This is a genomic window from Stenotrophomonas sp. FSL W7-1447, from assembly GCF_037966425.1.
In the GTDB taxonomy this organism is placed as follows: Bacteria; Pseudomonadota; Gammaproteobacteria; order Xanthomonadales; family Xanthomonadaceae; genus Stenotrophomonas; species Stenotrophomonas pavanii.
On record NZ_CP150199.1, the window covers coordinates 3,680,266 to 3,700,951 of the forward strand.

Here is a 20,686-nt window from a genome sequence, read left to right on the forward strand (position 1 = left end):
ATCAGCGACATTTGCAAGGGTTCCGATCCGCGCAGGCCATCGGCGACAATGCGGTGATGAACATCCAGCTCAACGGCGAACCCCGTACCCTGCCCGCCTCGGCGACCCTCCACGATCTGCTGCAGGCCGAGCAGCTGCTGCAGCGCCGGGTCGCGGTCGAGGTCAACGGCGAGATCGTCAGCCGCAGCCGCCATGGCGAGCACGTCCTGGCCGAAGGCGACGTGGTGGAGATCGTGCACGCGCTGGGCGGCGGATGAGGCTGCGCGGGTAGTGCCGGCCGCTGGCCGGCAATCCGACGCTGTCAGGCACCCTGCATTTGCCGGCCAGCGGCCGGCACTACCCTCGCCCTCCTGCGGACAGCACCGCCTTGCATGACCCCATCTTCAGGCGGATAAGCGATAATCGCGCCATGAACGTTCATGTCTCCCCCGATTCGCTGGTGATCGCCGGCAAGACCTATGGCTCGCGGCTGCTGACCGGCACCGGCAAGTTCAAGGATCTGGAAGAAACCCGCCTGGCCACCGAGGCTGCCGGCGCCCAGATCGTCACTGTGGCCATCCGCCGCACCAACATCGGGCAGAACCCGGGCGAGCCGAACCTGCTCGACGTGCTGCCGCCGGAGCGTTTCACCATCCTGCCCAACACGGCCGGCTGCTACACCGCCGAGGATGCCGTGCGCACCTGCCGCCTGGCCCGTGAACTGCTGGACGGCCACAACCTGACCAAGCTGGAAGTGCTGGGCGACCAGAAGACCCTGTACCCGGACGTGATGCAGACCCTCAAGGCTGCCGAACAGCTGGTCAAGGACGGCTTCGAGGTGATGGTCTATACCTCCGACGACCCGATCCTGGCCAAGCGCCTGGAAGAGATCGGCTGCGCTGCGGTAATGCCGCTGGCCGCGCCGATCGGTTCGGGCCTGGGCATCCAGAACAAGTACAACCTGCTGCAGATCATCGAAGACGCCAAGGTGCCGATCATCGTTGATGCCGGCGTGGGTACCGCCTCCGATGCCGCGATCGCGATGGAGCTGGGTTGCGACGGCGTGCTGATGAATACCGCCATTGCCGGTGCGCGCAACCCGGTGCTGATGGCCAGTGCGATGCGCAAGGCGGTCGAGGCCGGCCGCGAGGCGTTCCTGGCCGGACGCATTCCGCGCAAGCGCTACGCCAGCGCTTCTTCGCCAGTGGACGGGCTGATCGGCTGATGACCAATCCTTTCGACAGCGCCGGTTCCAAGGCCCCGCCCAAGCCCTTCACCGTGAGCGAAGGCCGCCGCGAGGTGCGCAGCTTCGTGTTGCGCCAGGGTCGTTTCACCCCGGCCCAGCAGCGCGCGTTCGACGAACGCTGGCCGCGCTTCGGCCTCGACTACACCGGCCAGCCGCGTGACCTGGACGCCACCTTCGGCCGCCCGGCGCACAAGGTGCTGGAAATCGGCTTCGGCAACGGCGCCGCGCTGCGCTTCGCTGCGCAGCACGATCCGTCGCGCGACTACATCGGCATCGAAGTGCACGCCCCGGGCGTGGGCCGGCTGCTCAACGCGCTGGCCGACGACAACGCCGACCACGTGCGCCTGTACCACCACGACGCGGTGGAAGTGCTGCAGAACGAGATCGCCGACGGCGCCCTCGATGAAGTGCGCATCTATTTCCCGGACCCGTGGCACAAGAAGCGCCACAACAAGCGCCGCCTGCTGCAGCCGGCGTTCGCCGAACTGCTGGTGCGCAAGCTGCGCCCGGGTGGCCGCCTGCACTGCGCCACCGACTGGGAAGACTACGCCGAGCAGATGTGGGACGTGCTCGATGCCACCGCCGGCCTGGTCAACCGCGCCGGCCCGCGTGGCAGCGTGCCGCGCCCGGACTGGCGCCCGCAGACCCACTTCGAGACCCGCGGCCAGAAACTCGGCCATGGCGTCTGGGACCTGTTGTACGACCGCACCTGACGATCGCCTGAGGACGCCGCGCCCCACATGGATACCGCGCTGACGCTGACCAACGACATGAAGCTCGTGCTCGGGCTGGTCGGCTTCACGATGGCGATGTTCCTGTTCGAGCGCATCCGCGCCGACGTGGTCGCGCTGGTGGTGCTGGTGGTGCTCGGTGTCACCGGGCTGATCGCGCCGGAGGAGATCTTCGGCGGTTTCTCCGGTAACGCGGTGATGAGCATCATCGCCACCACCATCCTCGGTGCGGGCCTGGACCGCACCGGGGCACTGAACCGGCTGGCCGCGTGGCTGCTGCGGCGTGGCCATGGCGTTGAGCAGCGGCTGCTGATGATGACCACGGCCATTGCCGGCCTGAACTCGTCCTTCATGCAGAACCCATCGGTGATGGCGCTGTACCTGCCGGTCGCCTCGCGGCTGGCGGCGCGCACGGGCCTGACGATGCAGCGCCTGCTGTTGCCGATCTCGGCGGCGATCGTGATGGGCGGCGCGCTGACCATGGTCGGCAACTCGCCGCTGATCCTGCTGAACGACCTGCTGGCCTCGGCCAACAACAACCTGCCCTCGGGCCTGGCCACCATCGAGCCACTGCGCATGTTCGCGCCGCTGCCGATCGGCGTGGCGCTGCTGGTCGCCTCGCTGCTGTATTTCCGCTACTACGGCGACCGCAAGCTGATCGAGGAAGAGAACCTGGTCAACGACGGGGTCACCCCGGCGCGCACCGAAAGCTACTTCGCCAAGACCTACGGCATCGAAGGCGACGTGTTCGAGCTGGTGGTGAGCGCGGAAAGCCCGCTGGTGGGCATGACCCTGGGCGAGGCCGAGAACCTGCACGACGCGCCGTTGCTGCTGGCGCTGAAGACCGGCAACGACACCCGCCTGGCGCCGCCGGCAGAGATGCGCATCTGGGTCGGCAGCGTGCTCGGTGCGATGGGCCCGCGCCAGCAGATCAGCGACTTCGCGCAGAACCAGTTCCTGCGCATGTCCTCGCGCCTGAAGCACCTGGGCGACCTGTTCAACCCCAGCCGCGCCGGTATTTCCGAGGCGGTGGTGCCGCCGACCTCGAATGTGATCGGCAAGAGCGCGGCCGACCTGCGCCTGCGCAAGGAGCGCGGCATCAGCCTGCTGGCGATCAACCGCGACAAGCAGGTGATCCGCGAGGACGTGCGCGACGTGCAGCTGCGCGCCGGTGACATGCTGGTGTTCCACAGCATCTGGACCGACCTGGCGCAGGCCGCCAAGAGCCGCGACTTCGTGGTGGTCACCGATTACCCCACCGGCGAGCAGCGACCGCACAAGTTCAAGATCGCCATGGCGATCTTCGCGCTGACCATCCTGATCGCGCTGACCAGCAAGCTGCCGGTGGCGCTGACGCTGATGACCGGCGTGGCGGGCATGCTGCTAACCGGCGTGCTGCGCATGGACGAGGCGTATGCCTCGATCAACTGGAAGACGGTATTCATGATGGCCGGGCTGATTCCGCTTGGCTGGGCGATGGATTCCAGTGGTGCGGCGGCGTGGGTGGCCGGCCACACCATCGACAAGCTGCCGACCGGCATTCCGGTGTGGGTACTGGAGGTGGCACTGGCACTGCTGACCACAGCATTCTCGCTGGTGATCAGCCACGTGGGCGCGACCATCGTGATGGTGCCGATCGCGGTGAACCTGGCGCTGGCGGCAGGCGGCAACCCGACCGCGTTCGCACTGATCGTGGCGCTGTCGGCGTCCAACAACCTGATGACGGCCTCCAACCCGGTGATCTCGATGATCACCGGCCCGGCCAACTACACCCCGCGCGAGATGTGGCGGGTCGGCGGCCCGTTGTCGCTGATCTACACCTGCGTGGTTGTGCTGATGATCAACCTGATGTTCTGAGGGTTGGGGTTTGTTGGCAGGGCTGCGCCCTGCACCCCGGTAGTGCCGGCCGCTGGTAACGGCACCGATCTCGTTCTGGTAGCTGCCGACCTCGGTCGACACGGCTTTTGTAGCGTCGAGCCATGCTCGACTGCTCCTGGCCTGATGGGGTCAGAGCCGTTTTCCTGCGGAAAACGGATCCGACCCCCAGCTGGCTTCAAGCCAGGTAAACCTGCCCGTCGCGCACGTCCACCGGCACCGCGCGCAGGCGGTCGCCCTTGCACGGGCCGGCGATGCAGTCGCCACTGTCCAGCGCGAACGAGGCGCCATGCGCGGCGCACACCAGATGGCCCTCGCGGCTCTTCAGGAACTGGCCCGGTGCCCAGTCCAAACGGCGGCCGGCATGCGGGCAGATGTTCAGGAACGCGCGCACCTGCGCACCGTCGCGATACAGCACCAGCGATTCGGCATCTCCATCGACCAGCGCTTCGACCTCGGCAAACGCGCCATCGGCGAGGGCATCCAGGGCGATCAGGGCGGCAGCGGCAGTCATGGCGAAGGCTCGTACGGTAAACCCGCATTGTCGCATGCCCACTCAGGTCACTGGCTGCGACATGAACACAAGTCATTGATCTGTAATAAGCACAGGCTATATTTAACGAGTTTTTCACTCAATGACAGTGGCGCGTCCCGATACTCTGCTTTCGCTGATCCCAGCCTATCGAGCCGCCATGTTCAATCGCGCATCCGCCTTCAACCAGTTCCGCACCCTGTTCGCGCCGCGCAAGCCGCGTCACCCGCTGGTGCGCGTTGCCGTGGGCCTGCTTGGCCTGGCGATCCTGGCCGCGATGGTGTTCATCGGCGTGTTCGTCGGTGCCGCGATGATCCTGGTGGGCCTGGCGTGGAAGCTGCTGGCCTCGCGCAAGCCGGGGACTGCACGCCCGGTCGACCCGACCGTGGTCGAAGGCGAGTACCGCGTGGTACGCAAGCCGGTGTTGCCGGCCTCGCGCTGATCCACCTCCTGCGCGCCCGCTGACGGCGGGCGCCATGCGTTCTAGACTGCGGGCACGCCCTTCCTGGATGCCCGCATGTCCGATGTCTCCGATGTGATCCCTGCCGTAGCCCTGCCGCGTGTGCCGGTAGCCGGTGGTGGCAGTTTCCCCGTGCACCGCATCTACTGCGTCGGCCGCAATTTCGCCGACCACGCCCGCGAAATGGGTGCAGCAGTGCCGGCGGCCGATGACCGTGGCCGCCCGATGTTCTTCAGCAAGCCGGCCGATGCGATCGTGGTCGGCCACGACGATGCCATCCCCTATCCGCCGGCAACCGCCAACCTGCACCACGAAGTGGAACTGGTGGTGGCGATCGGCCGGGATGCGCCCGCCGGCGAGCTGGCCGTGGCCGACGCCGACGCTCTGGTCTACGGCTATGCCGTCGGCCTGGACCTGACCCGCCGCGACCTGCAGGCCGCGGCCAAGGACAAGGGCCACCCGTGGGACGCGGCCAAAGGCTTCGATGCCTCCGCGCCGATCAGCGAGATCGTCCACGCCGAAGAAGTGGGCGACCTGGCTGCGCTGAACCTGTCGCTGGAGGTCAACGGCGAGGTGCGCCAGCAGGCGCTGCTCGACCAGATGATCTGGAACGTGCCGGAAATCCTGCACGAGCTTTCCAAGCTGTGGCAGCTTCGTGCCGGCGACCTGGTGTTCATGGGTACCCCGTCCGGGGTGGCTGCGCTGAAGCCCGGCGACCGTTTCAGTGCCCGCCTGGAAAACGTGGCCGAGCGCCACGGCGTGATCGCCGGCTGACATCACCTGCGCTACCCTGCGCGCTGTCCACTTCCCCACCGGAGAAAAACAACAATGGGAATGCTCACCGAGTTCAAGGAATTCGCGATGCGCGGCAACGTCATCGACCTCGCCGTCGGCGTGGTGATCGGCGCGGCCTTCGGCAAGATCGTGACGGCGCTGGTCGAGAAGATCATCATGCCGCCGCTGGGCCTGCTGATCGGCAAGGTGGACTTCTCGCAACTGGCCTGGACGTTGTCACCGGCCCGGCTCGGCCCCGATGGCAAGGAAATTCCGGCGGTAGTGATCGGCTACGGTGACTTCATCAACACGCTGATCCAGTTCGTGATCGTGGCCTTCGCCATTTTCCTGGTGGTCAAGGCGATCAACCGCCTGTCGCGCAAGAAGGAAGCGGCACCGGCCGCACCGGCCGAAGAAGTGGTGCTGCTGCGCGAGATCCGCGACAGCCTGAAGAAATAAGGCCGCAGAGCGGTAGTGCCGGCCGCTGGCCGGCAACATCGGGACATGCGGGAGACGGCCAGCGGCCGGCACGACCGCGACTGCACGAAAGCCCCGCTCCGGCGGGGCTTTCGCTTTGCTGCATCTGGCGGAAAACAGCATCCGCGCCAGCCATGACCTCCCGCCCATGCGCCGGGCTGAACGACTGTTAAGCTCCAAGGCTTAGGTCCCTTCCCGGAGTTGTCCATGCGTCGCCGCGTCCTTGCCATCGCATCCTCCCTCGCCCTGCTGGCCGCCCCGGCCTTCGCGGCGCCGCGCACCACCACCCTGCCCCCGGCGTCGCTGGCCACCGCCGCACAACTGCGCGACCAGGCGCTGGCCGATGACACCGGCTGGAAGGTGGTCGAATCGCTCACCACCGAGATTGGTCCGCGCATTGCCGGCAGCGAAGCCGACGCCCGCGCCGTCGCCTGGGCCGAAGCCAAGTTCAAGGCCCTGGGCTTCGACAAGGTCTGGAAGGAGCCGGTGACGTTCCCGAAGTGGGAGCGCCGCAGTGAACACGCCGCCGTGACCGGCAGGAACCCACAGCCGCTGCAGATCACCGCACTGGGCGGCAGCCCGGGCGGCACCGTGGAAGCCGAAGTGGTGCGCTTCGCCGACCTGGCCGCGCTGCAGGCCGCACCGGCGGGTTCGCTGAAGGGCAAGATCGCCTTCGTCGATTACCAGATGCTGCCGTTCCGCGATGGCCGCGACTACGGCCGTGGCGGCGCGATCCGCAGCAAGGGCCCGTCCGAGGCGATCCGCAAGGGCGCGGTCGGTTTCCTGATGCGCTCGGCCGGTACCGACTCGCACCGCGTGCCGCACACCGGCATCACCCGTTTCGATGACGGCCTGACCCCGGTGCCGTCGGCCGCGCTGTCGGTGCCCGATGCCGACCAGCTGGCGCGCCTGCTGGCGCGTGGCAGCACCACGGTGAAGGTGGCGCTGGACTGCGGTTGGGATGGCACGGCCACTTCGTACAACGTGATCGGCGAGATCACCGGCCGCAGCCTGCCGAAGGAAGTGGTGGTGATCGGCGGTCACCTGGATTCGTGGGACCTGGGCACCGGCGCTGTCGATGACGGCGCAGGCGTGGGCATCACCATGGCTGCAGGCCACCTGATCGGCCAGCTCAAGCAGGCACCGAAGCGCACCATCCGCGTGATCGCCTTCGCCAACGAGGAACAGGGCCTGTACGGCGGCAAGGCCTATGCCGAGGCACACGCCAAGGACGTGGCCCTGCACCAGCTGGCCGCCGAGAGCGACTTCGGCGCCGGCCGCATCTACGCCTTCAATACCGGTTCGCCGAACCCGGAAGGCTCACGCGAAGCGACGAAACAGATTGCCGAAGTGATGAAGCCGCTGGGCATCGAGTACCAGGCCGACAAGGGGGGCCCGGGCCCGGACGTCGGCCCGCTGGCCGCCAAGGGCGGTGCGTGGGCGTGGCTGGCGCAGGACGGCTCGGACTACTTCCACCTGCACCACACCGCCGACGACACGCTGGACAAGATCGACCCGAAGGCACTGGCGCAGAACGTGGCCGCCTACACCGTGTTTGCCTACCTGGCGGCAGAAGCCGATGGCAGCTTCGGCAGCGAGGCCAAGGCGACCACGCCGCCGAACGAGTGATGCGCTGGCGCCGGGCCATGCCCGGCGAGTGCAGCGGGAAGAGCGGTGCGAACCGAGGTTCGCACCCACCGGGCAATGGCGTGGGTCAGAGCCCTCGCCCTGGCGAGGCATCTGACCCCGATCCTGTCAGCCTTCCCACACGCTGGTGTTGCGCACGCCCAACTGTTTCGGGTTGAACAGCGGATCCTTGCCGGCCTGGCGATGCTGCTCGTAGTCGCGCAGTGCGGCCAGGGCAGGCCTTTGCAGCAGCAGCATGGCGATGATGTTCAGCCAGCTCATCAAGCCAACGCCGATGTCGCCCAGCGACCAGGCCACTGTGGCACTGTTCACCGCCGAGTAACCGGTCGCTGCCAGGAACAGCAGCTGGAAGACGCCCATCAGCCACGCCGTCGGCCGATCGCGGCACAGATAGCTGACGTTGGTCTCGGCCATGTAGTACAGCGCGAGGATGGTGGTAAACGCGAACGGCAGGATCGCCAGCGCCACGAACGAACGGCCGAAGCCCGGCAGCGCCGATTCCACCGCATGCTGCACGAAGCGTGGCCCGGCCTCGACGCCGGGCAGATTGCCCAGCAGCAGGCGCGCCTCATCGGGAATGCCGTTCACCGCCGGGTCGTAGACGTTGTACAGGCCGGTGGACAGGATCAGGAAGGCAGTCGCACTGCACACCACCATCGTGTCGATGTAGACCGAGAACGACTGCACCAGGCCCTGCTTGACCGGATGCGAAACTTCCGCGGCGGCGGCCGGGTGCGCCCCACTGCCCATGCCGGCCTCGTTGGACAGCACGCCGCGACGCACGCCCCACTGGATGGCAGTACCGATCATCGCGCCGAACGCTGCATCCACGCCGAATGCACTGCGCAGCACCAGCATGATCACCTCCGGCAGCTTCTCCGCGTTGAGCACCATCACCAGCGCCGTGACCAGCAGGTAGGCCACGGCCATCAGTGGCACCACCCATTCGGCCACGCGCGCAATGCGCCGCACACCGCCGATGAGGATGGCGCCCAGCACCACCAGCAGAACCGCGGTGGTGGTCATCACCGGTACGTCCCAGGCTTCGTTCACCGCACTGGTGATCGCATTGGACTGGGTGCCGGCCAGCATCGCGCCCGCCAGCACCGTCACCAGTGCGAACAGCACGGCATACCAGCGTTGGCCGAGGCCTTTCTCGATGTAGTACGCCGGGCCGCCCCGGTACTGCCCCTTGCCGTCGCGATCCTTGTAGATCTGCGCGAGCGTGGATTCGATGAAAGCACTGGACGCGCCGAGGAAGGCGACGATCCACATCCAGAAGATCGCGCCGGGGCCGCCGAAGGCGATGGCCATGGCGACGCCGGCGATGTTGCCGACGCCCACCCGGCTGGACAGCGAAAGGGACAACGCCTGGAACGGCGACACCCCGGCATCGGAGCGCTCATGGCGGAACATCAGGCGCAGCATGTCCGGCAATGCACGCAGCTGGATGAAGCGCGTGCGCACACTGAAGTACAGGCCGGTGAGCAGGCACAGCACCACCAGGTAGGGGCTCCAGACGACGCCGAGGATCGTGTTGACGATGGATTCGATGTTCATCGGCGACCTCCTAGAAGAACATGCCCAAGGCAATCTGGGGGCTGACGATATGGCGGGTGTTGCGACCCGCCACGCTGAATTCCACGCCGGCGATCAGGCCCAGCGTCGGGCTGAAGTGGTACTCCACGGCCGGCGCCAGGGTGACGCTGCGGCTGGCCGGGCGATGTTCCTCGATGCGCTCGACGTGGCCGCTGGCGTTACGCGCGAAACCACTCAGGCGCTGGCCGGTCTCGCGGCTGGCGGCCACTTCCATCACGCCGACCCAGCGCGGATTGAAGCTGTACTCGGCCCCCACCGACAGGCCCAGCACCGAACCGCGGGAGATGTGTCCCTGGAAGCTGTCATCGGTGCCGTAGACGCTGGCCCCGGAGATCGCCGTGCGCGACGGCGCCGGCCCCGCGCTGAGCTGGGCGCGCCAGCGCAGCGGGCGGTCGTTGCCCAGCCAGACCACCTGCTGCACGCCCAATGCGGCAGTGGTGCGCTGCACACCGTCGCCCTGCGCATCAAGCGGATTGCCGGTGATGCGGTCATGGCTGCCGGTACTGAAGCGCTGCACCAGCGCGACCGAGATGGCCGGACGCGTGCCATCGGCATTGGGCGCCTGCAGCAGGTACTGCAGGCGCGCGGTGGTATCGCCGGCGCGGAAACCACTGCTGCGCGCGCTGCCCTGTTCGGCACGCGATGCACTGAGATTGACCTGGCCCATCACCCGGTCGCTGAAGCCGTAGATGATCGGCACTACCGTGGCCCACGCACCGCTGTGCTGCGCGCTGCCGCGGCGATGGCCGCCATCGTCATACTGATCGCGGCTGTCGACCCGCACCAGGTAGGGTTCGATGTACCAGTTGCCCTGCGGCAGGCCGGCCGGATTGGGGGTGATCAGCGGACCGGTGAAGTTGACCCCGTCCAGGCTGCGTTCGCCGGCTGCGGCACGGCCGTTGGCAAGGACGCTGGTCAGGACCAACAATGCGATGAGGATACAGCGTGGGTGATGCATGGCAGCCTCTTCTGGACAACGTGGGATGGAGTTCCACCCTGCGTTGCCGGAAGCGGCTGACCAATAAGGAAACTTTCAAAACGTCATGCGCGCTTGACGCAATGACGGAGCCTGGAAGGGGTCAGAGCCCTCGCCTGCGGCAAGGGATCCGACCCGGGATACCGGATCAGCCGCGGCGGCTGGCCCACTGCGCCAGCAGCACCGCCGTGGCCGAGGCCACGTTCAGGCTCTCCACTGCGCCGCTGCCGGGAATCGAGACCTGCAGGTCGCACGCACCCGCCAGGCCACGGTCCATGCCCTCGCCTTCGGCGCCCATCACATACACCAGGCGTTGCGGCAGCGCGGTGCGGAACACGTCGTCACCGCCCTCCACCAGGGTCGCGGCCAGGCCGAAACCGGCGGCACGCAACTGTGCCATCGCCTGAGCGGTCTCCGGCAGCTGCACCAGCGGCACCGCCTCGGCACCGCCCTCGGCCACGCGCGCGGCGGCACCGGACAGCGCCAGCGTGCTGCCGGCCGGCAGCAGCAGCGCCTTGGCACCGAAGTGCGCGGCCGAGCGCAGGATCGCGCCGAGGTTGTGCGGGTTGCCCACGCCATCCAGCCACAATGCCAGCGCCGGACCGTCACCGACCTGCTCCAGCCACTGCGACAGCGGCAGCGCCGGTGCGCGCAGCACATCGGCCACCACACCTTCATGATGAGTGGTGCCGGCAAGCTTGTTCAGATCGCCGTCTTCAACCACGCGATACCCCACGCGGTTGGCCACGCACCACTTCAGCAGCGGCTGCAGGCGCGGAATGCGCGCCTCCAGCAGGTACAGCTTGCGCAGCGCCTGCGGCCGCGCTTCGAACGCGGCCAGCACGGCATTGAGGCCGTACAGGCGCAGCTCGTCGCTGCCACCGCGCCCACCACCGCCCGTGGCCGGCACCTCCGGACGCGGCAACGGCGTTGCGCGCGGCGGACGGGCGGACGGGCGGCGGTTGTTCCAAGGGTTGTTCACTTACACACTCTCCTGCTTGCGCTGGCGCCAGAAATCGGCGTTCTTGATGCCCAGGGCATCAGGGTCGAACACCGGATCCAGGCCGAGCTTCTTCTGTCGTTCGTAGTCACGCAGGGCCAGCATCGCCGGCTTCTGGATGATGAGGATGGCAATGATGTTCAGCCAGGCCATCAGGCCCACGCCGATGTCACCCAGCGCCCAGGCCAGGGTTGCATTGTGGAACGCGCCGAACACCACCATGCCGATGATGCCCAGGCGCAGCACCAGCACCGTCAGCGGGCGCTTCTTGTTGTGGTTCACATAGCTGAGGTTGGTCTCGGCCATGTAGTAGTACGCCATGATGGTGGTGAAGGCGAAGAAGAAGATGGCGATGGACACGAACGCCGAACCCCAGCCCGGCAGCACGGCTTCCACGCCGGCCTGGGCGTAACCGGCGCCTTCGGGAATGCCGGCCAGGCCCTGGAAGATCGGCGGGGCGCTGGCGCCTGCAGGCGAGTAGACGTTGTAGGTGCCGCTGGCCAGGATCAGGAACGCGGTAGCGGTGCACACCATCATGGTGTCGAAGTAGATGGCGAAGGCCTGCACGTAACCCTGCTTGGCCGGGTGCGAGACTTCCGAGGCAGCCGCTGCATGCGGGCCCGAACCCTGGCCGGCTTCGTTGGCGTAGATGCCGCGCTTGATGCCCCACTCCACCGCCAGGCCCATCATCGCGCCGAACGCGGCGTGGGTGCCGAAGGCGCTGCTGAAGATGATGTTGAACATCTCCGGCACGCGGTCGTAGTTGATGATCATGATGACGATGGCCATCAGGATGAAGCCGGCGGCCATGAACGGCACCACCACTTCGGCGAAGTTGGCGATGCGCTTGACGCCGCCGAAGATCACCACGCCCAGCAGCAGCGCCACCACGATGCCGATGCCCAGCTTCAGCGCCTGCACCGATTCCATGCCGAAGGCCTGGCCATCGAGCGGACCGCACAGCGCGGTGCCACGGCAGGCGTTGATGATGCTGTCGGCGATGGCGTTGGCCTGCACGCCCGGCATCAGGAAGCCGGCGGCGATGATCGTGGCGATGGCGAAGGCCAGCGCGTACCACTTCAGGCCCATGGCCTTTTCGATGTAGTACGCCGGGCCACCGCGGTAGCGGCCTTCGGCGTCCTTGGTCTTGTAGATCTGCGCCAGGGTGCATTCCACATACGACGTGGACGCGCCGAGGAAGCCCATCACCCACATCCAGAAGATCGCACCGGGGCCGCCGAAGGCGATAGCGGTGGCCACGCCGGCGATGTTGCCGATACCCATGCGGCCGGCCATCGACATGGCCAGGGCCTGGAACGAGGACACACCGGCGTCGGATTTCTCACCCTTGACGGTGAGGCGGCACATCTCGAAGAAGCCGCGGATCTGCATGAAGCGCGTGCGCAGGCTGAAGAACAGGCCGGCGCCCAGGCACACGAAGATCAGTGCCTTGCTCCAGATGATGCTGTTGATGAAGTGTACGGTTGCTTCCACGCGCGCTCTCTCCAGTCGGCGGGTTGTAAGGACGTCCCGTCGGCTGGAGGGGACCGGTCGATTCTCCCTGATCGCAGGCCGCTGCGGTAGCGCCAGAAGACAAGGGGTCGGATCCCTTGCGCAGCGCGCGAGGGCTCCGACCCCGGTTCGCCCGTTTGAGGGGTTGGGGTCAGCGCCCTTTTCTGGCGAAAGGGATCTGACCCCGGGGGTTCACGGCAGCTGCGTGCGTACCCGGGCGAAGCGGCGCAGGTCGTGCAGCACGCCACGCTTGTAGACGGCGCAGCGCTCCACGCCCTCCTCCTGGAAGCCGTTCTTTTCCAGCACCCGCGCCGAGCCGAGGTTGAAGTCCACCACCGTGGCCTGCAGCCTGAACAGGCGCAGCTGGTCCATCACCCACGGTGCGAACAGGCCGACCACACGGGTCATCACGCCCTTGCCCCAATGCGCCTGGCCCAGCCAGTAGCCCAGTTCGGCGGTATGCCCCCGCTCGGCCACGCCCTGCTGGGCGCCGACGCTGCCGCAGGCCTGGCCGTCGATCTCGATGGCCAGGTTCAGGGTGCCGGGGGCCAATACGCGGCCCTCAAGGAAGGCCTCGCCATCGGCGCGCGTGTACGGGTACGGGAAGCGGTCGCGCAGGCCGCGAGACACCTCGGCGTCGTTGGCGTGGCGCAGCAGGGATTCCAGGTCTTCATTGCGCCAGGGACGCAGTCGGAAACCTTCACCCTGGAGTGGCGGGGTCAGAGCCCTTTCCGTTCCGGAAAGGGATCCGACCCCTGGCCCAACCCCGCCGGCGCGCCGGTCAGGCATGGCCGCCCACCGACGGCGACGCTGCTTCCTGCGTCTCCAGCTCGCGCTTCACCGCTTCCGGCGAACGGGTGTACGGGGCCAGCCGCGCGTAGAACGCCGGCACCACGAACAGCGACAGGAACGTCGAGAGGGTCACGCCGAAGATGATCACGATGCCGATCGTGCCACGGCTGGCCGAACCGGGGCCACCGGCCACCACCAGCGGGATGGCGCCGACCACGGTCGCGATCGAGGTCATCAGGATCGGGCGCAGGCGCACCATCGCCGATTCGATGATCGCCTCGCGTACGCTGCGGCCATCGTCGCGCAGCTGGTTGGCGAATTCGACGATGAGGATGCCGTTCTTCGCAGCCAGGCCGACCAGCATGACGATGCCGATCTGGCTGAACAGGTTCACCGTGCCGCCACTCACCCACAACCCGACCAGCGCGCCGAGCACGCCCAGCGGCACCGTCAGCATGATGGTCAGCGGATGGATGAAGCTCTCGAACTGCGCGGCCAGCACCAGGTAGACCACCAGCAGCGCCATGGCGAAGGTGAGCAGCACAGCGCCGCCGGCGCTCTGGTACTCACGCGATTCGCCCTTCCAGTTCACCTGCGCGTACTGCGGCAGTTCTTCCTGGGCCACGTTCTGTGCCCAGGCAATGGCCTCGCCCAGCGGATAGCCCGGCGCCAGGCCGGCACTGATGGTGATCGAGCGCAGGCGGTTGAAGCGGTTCAGCGTGCCGGCCTCGGCCACTTCACTCAGCGTGACCAGGTTGGACAGCGGCACCAGCTCACCGGAGGTGGCGCGCACGCGGATCGCGGCCAGGTCGGCCGGGCTGGCACGGCCATCGCGGCCGGCCTGCACCAGCACGTCGTACTCCTCGCCGTTGTCGACGAAGGTGGTGACGCGACGCGAGCCCATCATGGTTTCCAGCGCCGAACCGATCGCGGTCACCGGCACCCCAAGGTCGGCCGCACGCTGGCGATCGATGTTCACCCGCATCTGCGGCCGGGTTTCCTTGTAGTCCGAGTCCGGGCCGACCAGCCCGGGATTGTCGGCCATGCGCAGCAGGATGCGATCGCGCCACTGCGCGATCTCGGCATATTCCGGACCGCCCAGCACGATCTGGAACGGCTGCCCGCCGCTGCGCACCAGGCCGCCGCCGACCTGCGTACGCACGCGCACGCCGCGGATGGTGTCCAGTTCCTTCTGCAGTTCGTTGGCCACGTCCGGCGTGGCCTCGCTGCGCTGGCGCCACGGCTGCAGGAAGATGCTGACGCGGCCGGTGTGCATCTCTTCGCTGGCCCCGAAGCCGCCGGGCACGCGCGGATTGGCGCGCACGATCGGCTTGTCCGGGCCCACATGCGGCGCCAGCAACGCTTCCACCTGCTGCACCTGCTGCACGGTGTAGTCGTAGCCGGCGCCTTCCGGGCCGTCGATCATGATCTGGAACGAGCCGCGGTCTTCGGCCGGCGCCAGCTCCGACGGCAGCAGCTTCAGCAGGCCCCAGCTGGCGGCCAGCGCGGCGACCATCACCAGCAGGTAGATCCAGGTGCGGTCGACGTGGTGATCGAGCACCCGCCCATAGGCACCGGCAAGGCGTTCCAGGTTGCGGTTGATGAAGCCGTGCAGCCCGCGTGGAGCCTGCCCGGTGTGCGGCTTGAGCAGCTTGGAGGCCATCATCGGCGTCAGCGTCAGTGCCACGAACGCGGACAACGCGACCGCCGCCGCCAGTGCCACCGCCAGCTCGCGGAACAGGCGCCCGGTGTTGCCTTCCAGGAAGCCGACCGGCAGGAACACCGCCACCAGCACCGCGGTGGTGGCGATCACCGCGAAGGCGACCTGCGCGGTGCCGCGCTTGGAGGCCACCAGCGGTGGCTCGCCCAGGTCGATGCGGCGTTGCACGTTCTCCACCACCACGATCGCATCGTCCACCACCAGGCCGATGCACAGCACCAGCGCCAGCAGGGTCAGCAGATTGATCGAGAAGTCGAACGCGTACAGCGCGATGAACGCCGCGACCAGGCACACCGGCACCGTCACCGCCGGGATCAACGCGGCGCGGAAACTGCCGAGGAACAGCCAGATCACCGCCAGCACCAGGATCATCGCTTCCACCAGCGTGGCGTAGACGCGGTCCACGGCCGCTTCGATGAAGGTGGTGTTGTCGAAGGCGACGAAGATCTGCGTGCCCTTGGGCAGGGTCAGCGCCACCCGCTCGGCTTCAGCGCGCGCGGTGCGCGCCACGTCCAGCGCGTTGGCGGTGGAGGTCTTGACGATGCCCAGGCCGATGCCCGGCTCGCCGTTGCTGCGGTAGTACGCGCGGCGCTCGGCCGAGGCCAGCTCGATCTTCGCCACGTCGCCCATGCGCACCACGTAGCCGTCGCGGCCCTTGCCCAGCGGGATGGTCGCGAAGTCCTCGGGCTTGATGTAGTTGCGCTCCACGCGCAGGGTGAAATCGCGGTCGGTCGACTCGATGCGGCCGGCCGGCAGCTCCACGTTCTCGTTGCGCAGCGCGGTTTCCACGTCACCGGTGGTCAGGCCGCGTGCGGCCAGCTGGTCGCGGTCCAGCCAGATGCGCATCGCATAGCGCTGGCGGCCGCCGATGCGGACCTGGGCCACGCCATCCAGGCTGGAGAAGCGATCGACCACGTAGCGGTCGGCGTAATCGCTCAGTTCCAGCGTGTCCATGGTCGAAGAGACCATGTTGAACCAGATGATCGGGTCGGCATCGCTCTCGACCTTGGCGATTTCCGGCGGCCGCGCTTCTTCCGGCATGCGGTCGGCCACGCGGCTGACCGCGTCGCGCACATCGTTGGCCGCCGCTTCGATATCGCGGTTGGAGGTGAACTCGATGCTGACCTGCGAGCGGCCGTTGGTGCTGCGTGCGTTGATCGTATCGATGCCCTCGATGCCAGCCAGCGCATCTTCCAGCACCTGGGTGATGCGGCTTTCAATGACCGCCGCCGAGGCGCCGGTGTAGTCCACCGAGACCGAGACGATCGGCGGGTCGATGGCCGGCAGTTCGCGCAGGGTCAGGCGGGTGAAGGACATCACGCCCAGCACCAGCAGCAGCAGGCTCATCACCACGGCGAACACCGGGCGCTGGATGGAAATGTCGGACAGCTTCATCCGCCGTGGCCCTCGGCCGCGACCGGCGCCGGCGCATCAGCCGGCTCGCCGCCATGGGCTGGCGCGACGTCCTTGGCCGCGACCTTCAGACCCGGGCGCAGCTTGCCGGTGCCGTCGACCACGATGCGCTGGCCGGCCTCCAGGCCCTGCTTGATCTCGACGACGCCCGCACGGCGCGCGCCAGTGACCACATCCACGCGCTCGACGCTGTTGTCGCTCCTGATGCGGTACACGAAGGTATCGCGGCCGACCTGCACCACCGCAATTTCCGGAACCACCAATGCCGGGCGCTCGGGGCGGAACAGGCGCACGTCCAGCAGCATGCCCGGGCGCAGCGCATGGTCGCCGTTGGCGAAATCGGCACGCACGGTCACCGCGCGGGTGGCCGGATCAATGCGCGCATCGATGGTGCTGACCTCGCCCTCGAAGGTGCGACCCGGCCATGCCACGCTGGTGGCGCTGACCTTGTCACCGACGCCGAGCGCGGCCAGTTCCACTTCCGGCACTTGGAAATCAACGTGCATGTGCTCGATGTCATCGAGCGTGGCGATCACCGTGGTCGGCGTCAGCAGCGTGCCCGGGCTGACCTGGCGGATGCCGAGCACGCCGGCGAACGGCGCACGCACGCGACGGTCGGCGATGTCCGACTGCATCTGCGCCACGCGCGCTTCGGCGGCATCGCGGATCGACTTCTGGGTATCCAGCGTAGCGCTGGACACCAGCCGCTGGGTGGCCAGCTCGCGCTGGCGCCTGTACAGCTGGTCGGCCTCGTGGAAGGTGGCCTGCGCCTGCACCAGTGCGGCCTCCTGGGCTTGGCCGCGCAGGGTGACGATCGGCGCACCGGCCGCCACGTGCTGGCCGCTTTCAAAATGCACTTTCTCGACGATTTCGCTGACCTTGGCGGTAACGCTGATCGATTCACGCGCCCTGGCCGTGCCTAGTGCCTGCAGGGTGTCGTTCCACTGCCGGGACTGCACGACCTGTGCCGTGACCGGCACCGCTTCGCCCTGCCGACGTGCGGCGGCCTCCTGTTTGCCTGCGCACCCGGCCACCAGGGCCAGGCTGAGGCCAAGGGCCAGGGTCGAAGCGATACGAGCCAACATGAACGGTCCAGATTGATCCACGGCCGCCGAGTGTAGGCAAGGGCCTGCGAAAGCGGTATGTGCCAAGCGTTTACCGGCGTGGAACCGCAGCTGCGATAGCGCCTTGAACCCGTTCCATGCAAGGCTGCCGGCTGCGATGTCGGCGTGTGTCGAGGTGTATCCCGCGCCCCATCGAGGCGGCGGCCGTCGTAGAGTCGAACCAGCCCGACGGAGGGCGTCGGGTGGGGACGGATCCTGGCGGGGATCCGGCCCCTTTTTTTTGCCGCTTACGCACCGCTGGCGGCGGGCCATGCCCGGAGCATCAGTACCGGTAGTTCAGCTTCATCCACAGGCTGCGCCCCGGCTCATTGATGCGTACCGGGTCGGCGGGGAAGCCGAAGTCGGCACTGCCGGCCAGGTTCAGGTGTTCGCTGTAGGCGCGGTCGAACAGGTTGTCGATGCCTGCACTGAGCTGCAGCTGCGAGCTGAAACGATAGGCTGCATTGAGCGCGAAGGTGGCGAAACCCGCGCTCGGTCCAAGGTCCTGCGCGACGACGTTGCCTTGGCCAACTGCGACACGATGCTGGTGGGTCACCGCACGCAGCAGCGCACCGGCGCTCCAGCGCTGGCCCTCCCAGTTCGCACTCAGGCGCGCTTCCAGCGGCGGCATCTGCGGCAGCGGACGCTGCTGATCGCGGTTCTCGCCCCACGCATAGGCCAGCGTGCCGCCCAGTGTCCACTGCTGGGCCAGGCTCACTTCCAGGCCAGCCTCGGCACCGGCGATACGCGTGTCGACATTGCTGGCCTGGCTCATGCCCATCATGCCGCTGCCGTGGTAGGTGAACAGGATGTAGTCCTGGATCTGCCCGGCGTAGGCCGAGACCCAGGCCTGCACGCGTGGTCCCTTGTACTGCAGGCCGACGTCGAGCTGGGTGGTGCGCTCGGGCTGGATGCCGGCAAACGCGTTCACCGCACCGGCCGGGCCGCGGTCGGGCGAGAACAGCTCCCAGTAGTCGGGCATGCGTTCACTGTGGCCGAGCCCGGCATACGCGGTCAGGCCATCGGCCAGGTCCTGCTCGGAGCGCAGGAAGCCGCTGCCAAGCCATGCCTTGCGACGCTCGCCCGCGGTCGGATTGGGCATGTTCCCCATCATCCCGCCGATCGATTGCCGCGCGCCGCGCACGCTGGCACGGTCGACGCGCAGGCCGCCGATCCAGCGCTGGCCGGTACCGGCGCCGAGCGTCAACTCGGTGAATGCGCCATAGCGGCTAGAACTGGCATCGGTCTCCCACGCTGCCTGGCGGTAGGTGCCGCGGCCCATGCCCATGCGACCACGGTGCCGGCTGTCTTCGCCATCCACGCCGGCGACCAGCTGCACGTCCTGCCAGCGCCACTCGGAACTGACCCGGCCGCCCTGGGTGCGTCGATCCACGTTCGACGCCATCGGCATCGGCATCATGCTGTGCGGATTCGGGGTGCGCAGCGTGTAGTTGTCCATCACGTGGTCGGCCTCGTTGTAGTACACGTTGGCCTGCACCGTGTCCCACGCCCCCGGCAGGTTGCGCTTCTCGAAGCGCGCGGCGTAGCTGGTGCGTTCGAATGAGGCACCGTCCATGCCGCGCCCGGCGTACCGCGCGATGGCGTCGCCGGCACCGGCGGAGACTTCCAGCAGCGTGTCGGCATCCGGCGTCCAGCCGATGGCCACGTCACCATTCCACTTGCGCCACTTCGACGGCACCACCTCACCGTGGCCGTCCGTGTAGTCATCGGCTTCGGATCGGTTGCCGCTGGCGCGCACATAGCCGGTCGGGTTGCCCAGGGTCAGGTCCAGCACCTGGTCGTTGCGGTTGCGCGAACCGACCAATGCACTGGCATCGGCGCGCAGGCCGGGCTCCTCGAAGCGCGGCGTATCGCGCTCGAAACGCACGGTGCCCGCCGACGCACCCGCGCCCCAGCGCACGCTCTGCGGGCCCTTGATGATGGTGAGCCGGTCGAAGCTCTCCGGCGCGATGTAGGACAGCGGATTGTCCATCCGCGATGGGCAGGCACCGATCAGGTTGCCATCATTGCTGAGGATGTTCAGGCGCGAACCGAACATGCCTCGCAGCACCGGGTCACCGTTGGTGCCACCGTTGCGGATGGCGGAGAAGCCCGGAACGGTCTTCAGGTAATCGGCGCCGTCGCTGGCGGGCACCGGTTGCCGTGGCAGGCGCGGGTCGGTCACCCAGTGCAACGGCGAGGACGGTGCGGCGGCGGTGACCACCAGCGTGTCGAGGGTGCGCGCCTCTTCGGCGGGCGCAGCATGAGCCAGCGTTGCAGCCACGGCCAGGCCAAGGGCAACCGGCAGGCGCGCGCAGGCGCCCGCAGGGCGGGAAGTCATTTTCATCGGAACAGCTCCAAGGTACGCACGCGCGCACGGCGCCCGGTCAGGCGTCGTGCGGCAGATTCATGGGGACATCAGCGGACGATGGAGCGGCGCGGTGGCCCACGCGCGGCGTGTGCCGGCCAGCGCAGCGCCGGCAGCACCTGTTGCGTCCACGCGAACGTCAGCCGTGGCCGCCACAGCAGCGGCAAGAGCAGCACCAGCACCGCCAGCCAGGGCAGCAGGCGCATGGCCAGCACGCAGTATTCGCAGGCGTCGCCGTGCATGGCGTGGGGATCGGCCGGTGGGGTCGGATCCTTCTGCCCATGCAGAGGGCTCTGACCCAATCCGGCGCCGTCGTGATGCATGTGCGCGTGGTCCATGCCCGCCATCGCTGCGTGGCCCACCGATGGCGCCTGCAGCGCGCGGCTGACCAGCGGCGCAAGCACCATCAGCAGCGTCGCCAGGACGGCGAGCTGGAGCAGGAGACGCTGCGGGCGGGACAGGCGGGTCACCGCGCTAGTGTA

General features: G+C 67.8%; 18 protein-coding genes. 8 read left to right on the top strand and 10 right to left on the bottom strand.

Features of this window, described 5'->3' with window-relative positions; genetic code table 11:
- Positions 1–56: 56 nt before the first annotated feature.
- From thiS to NSQ78_RS17175, 4 genes are all read left to right on the top strand, one after another.
- The gene (gene thiS / locus NSQ78_RS17160) at positions 57–257 is read left to right on the top strand and encodes a sulfur carrier protein ThiS (protein ID WP_005418796.1); all 201 of its coding nucleotides are present in this window, start codon (positions 57–59) and stop codon (positions 255–257) included.
- 152 nt (positions 258–409) lie between these two features.
- Complete coding sequence (locus NSQ78_RS17165; RefSeq protein ID WP_049466024.1) at positions 410–1,204, top strand: thiazole synthase; 795 nt, start codon at positions 410–412, stop codon at positions 1,202–1,204.
- Entirely contained in the window at positions 1,204–1,938 is a 735-nt protein-coding gene (trmB, locus tag NSQ78_RS17170) for a tRNA (guanosine(46)-N7)-methyltransferase TrmB (protein ID WP_005410814.1), read from the top strand. Before NSQ78_RS17165 ends, trmB begins: the two co-directional genes overlap by 1 nt.
- Positions 1,939–1,965: 27 nt before the next feature.
- Positions 1,966–3,813, top strand: a complete 1,848-nt coding sequence (locus NSQ78_RS17175) for an SLC13 family permease (RefSeq protein ID WP_049466020.1) — start codon at positions 1,966–1,968, stop codon at positions 3,811–3,813.
- Between the two features lie 196 nt (positions 3,814–4,009).
- Here NSQ78_RS17175 and NSQ78_RS17180 read toward each other — a convergent pair whose 3' ends face one another.
- The gene (locus tag NSQ78_RS17180; RefSeq protein ID WP_049466019.1) at positions 4,010–4,345 is read right to left on the bottom strand and encodes a Rieske (2Fe-2S) protein; all 336 of its coding nucleotides are present in this window, start codon (positions 4,343–4,345) and stop codon (positions 4,010–4,012) included.
- 178 nt (positions 4,346–4,523) lie between these two features.
- On the opposite strand from NSQ78_RS17180, the gene NSQ78_RS17185 reads away from it, so the two are divergent.
- The 4 genes from NSQ78_RS17185 to NSQ78_RS17200 all read left to right on the top strand — a co-directional run bounded on the left by NSQ78_RS17185 (position 4,524) and on the right by NSQ78_RS17200 (position 7,703).
- Positions 4,524–4,805, top strand: a complete 282-nt coding sequence (locus tag NSQ78_RS17185; protein ID WP_049466016.1) for a hypothetical protein — start codon at positions 4,524–4,526, stop codon at positions 4,803–4,805.
- A gap of 75 nt (positions 4,806–4,880) precedes the next feature.
- Positions 4,881–5,597: a fumarylacetoacetate hydrolase family protein gene (locus tag NSQ78_RS17190; RefSeq protein WP_019660190.1), complete on the top strand. Its 717-nt coding sequence runs from the start codon at positions 4,881–4,883 to the stop codon at positions 5,595–5,597.
- Positions 5,598–5,651: 54 nt separating this feature from the next.
- The gene (gene mscL / locus NSQ78_RS17195) at positions 5,652–6,056 is read left to right on the top strand and encodes a large-conductance mechanosensitive channel protein MscL (RefSeq protein ID WP_049412700.1); all 405 of its coding nucleotides are present in this window, start codon (positions 5,652–5,654) and stop codon (positions 6,054–6,056) included.
- 225 nt (positions 6,057–6,281) lie between these two features.
- Positions 6,282–7,703 carry a M28 family peptidase gene (locus NSQ78_RS17200; protein ID WP_032957185.1) on the top strand — a complete coding sequence of 474 codons (1,422 nt, stop codon included), beginning with the start codon at positions 6,282–6,284 and terminating at the stop codon, positions 7,701–7,703.
- A 126-nt stretch (positions 7,704–7,829) separates the two neighbouring features.
- Here NSQ78_RS17200 and NSQ78_RS17205 read toward each other — a convergent pair whose 3' ends face one another.
- The 9 genes from NSQ78_RS17205 to NSQ78_RS17245 form a co-directional block, all read right to left on the bottom strand.
- Entirely contained in the window at positions 7,830–9,281 is a 1,452-nt protein-coding gene (locus NSQ78_RS17205; protein ID WP_064239085.1) for an alanine/glycine:cation symporter family protein, read from the bottom strand.
- Between the two features lie 10 nt (positions 9,282–9,291).
- On the bottom strand, positions 9,292–10,278 hold the full coding sequence (locus NSQ78_RS17210; protein WP_057494691.1) for a hypothetical protein: 987 nt from the start codon (positions 10,276–10,278) through the stop codon (positions 9,292–9,294).
- Positions 10,279–10,444: 166 nt separating this feature from the next.
- Positions 10,445–11,278 carry a TrmH family RNA methyltransferase gene (locus NSQ78_RS17215; RefSeq protein ID WP_064239086.1) on the bottom strand — a complete coding sequence of 278 codons (834 nt, stop codon included), beginning with the start codon at positions 11,276–11,278 and terminating at the stop codon, positions 10,445–10,447.
- Positions 11,279–12,790 (bottom strand): alanine/glycine:cation symporter family protein, encoded by a 1,512-nt coding sequence (locus tag NSQ78_RS17220; RefSeq protein ID WP_057494690.1) that lies wholly within the window; start codon positions 12,788–12,790, stop codon positions 11,279–11,281.
- Between the two features lie 210 nt (positions 12,791–13,000).
- Positions 13,001–13,597: a GNAT family protein gene (locus tag NSQ78_RS17225; protein WP_064239087.1), complete on the bottom strand. Its 597-nt coding sequence runs from the start codon at positions 13,595–13,597 to the stop codon at positions 13,001–13,003.
- Positions 13,590–16,715, bottom strand: coding sequence for an efflux RND transporter permease subunit (locus NSQ78_RS17230; protein WP_064239088.1), 3,126 nt, complete (start codon positions 16,713–16,715; stop codon positions 13,590–13,592). Before NSQ78_RS17230 ends, NSQ78_RS17225 begins: the two co-directional genes overlap by 8 nt.
- On the bottom strand, positions 16,712–17,818 hold the full coding sequence (locus NSQ78_RS17235) for an efflux RND transporter periplasmic adaptor subunit (RefSeq protein WP_064239089.1): 1,107 nt from the start codon (positions 17,816–17,818) through the stop codon (positions 16,712–16,714). The genes NSQ78_RS17230 and NSQ78_RS17235 overlap by 4 nt, the downstream gene beginning before the upstream one ends.
- Positions 17,819–18,119: 301 nt before the next feature.
- Entirely contained in the window at positions 18,120–20,183 is a 2,064-nt protein-coding gene (locus NSQ78_RS17240; protein WP_339206948.1) for a TonB-dependent copper receptor, read from the bottom strand.
- A gap of 71 nt (positions 20,184–20,254) precedes the next feature.
- Positions 20,255–20,674, bottom strand: a complete 420-nt coding sequence (locus NSQ78_RS17245; RefSeq protein WP_053461256.1) for a DUF2946 domain-containing protein — start codon at positions 20,672–20,674, stop codon at positions 20,255–20,257.
- Between the last annotated feature and the right edge of the window lie 12 nt (positions 20,675–20,686).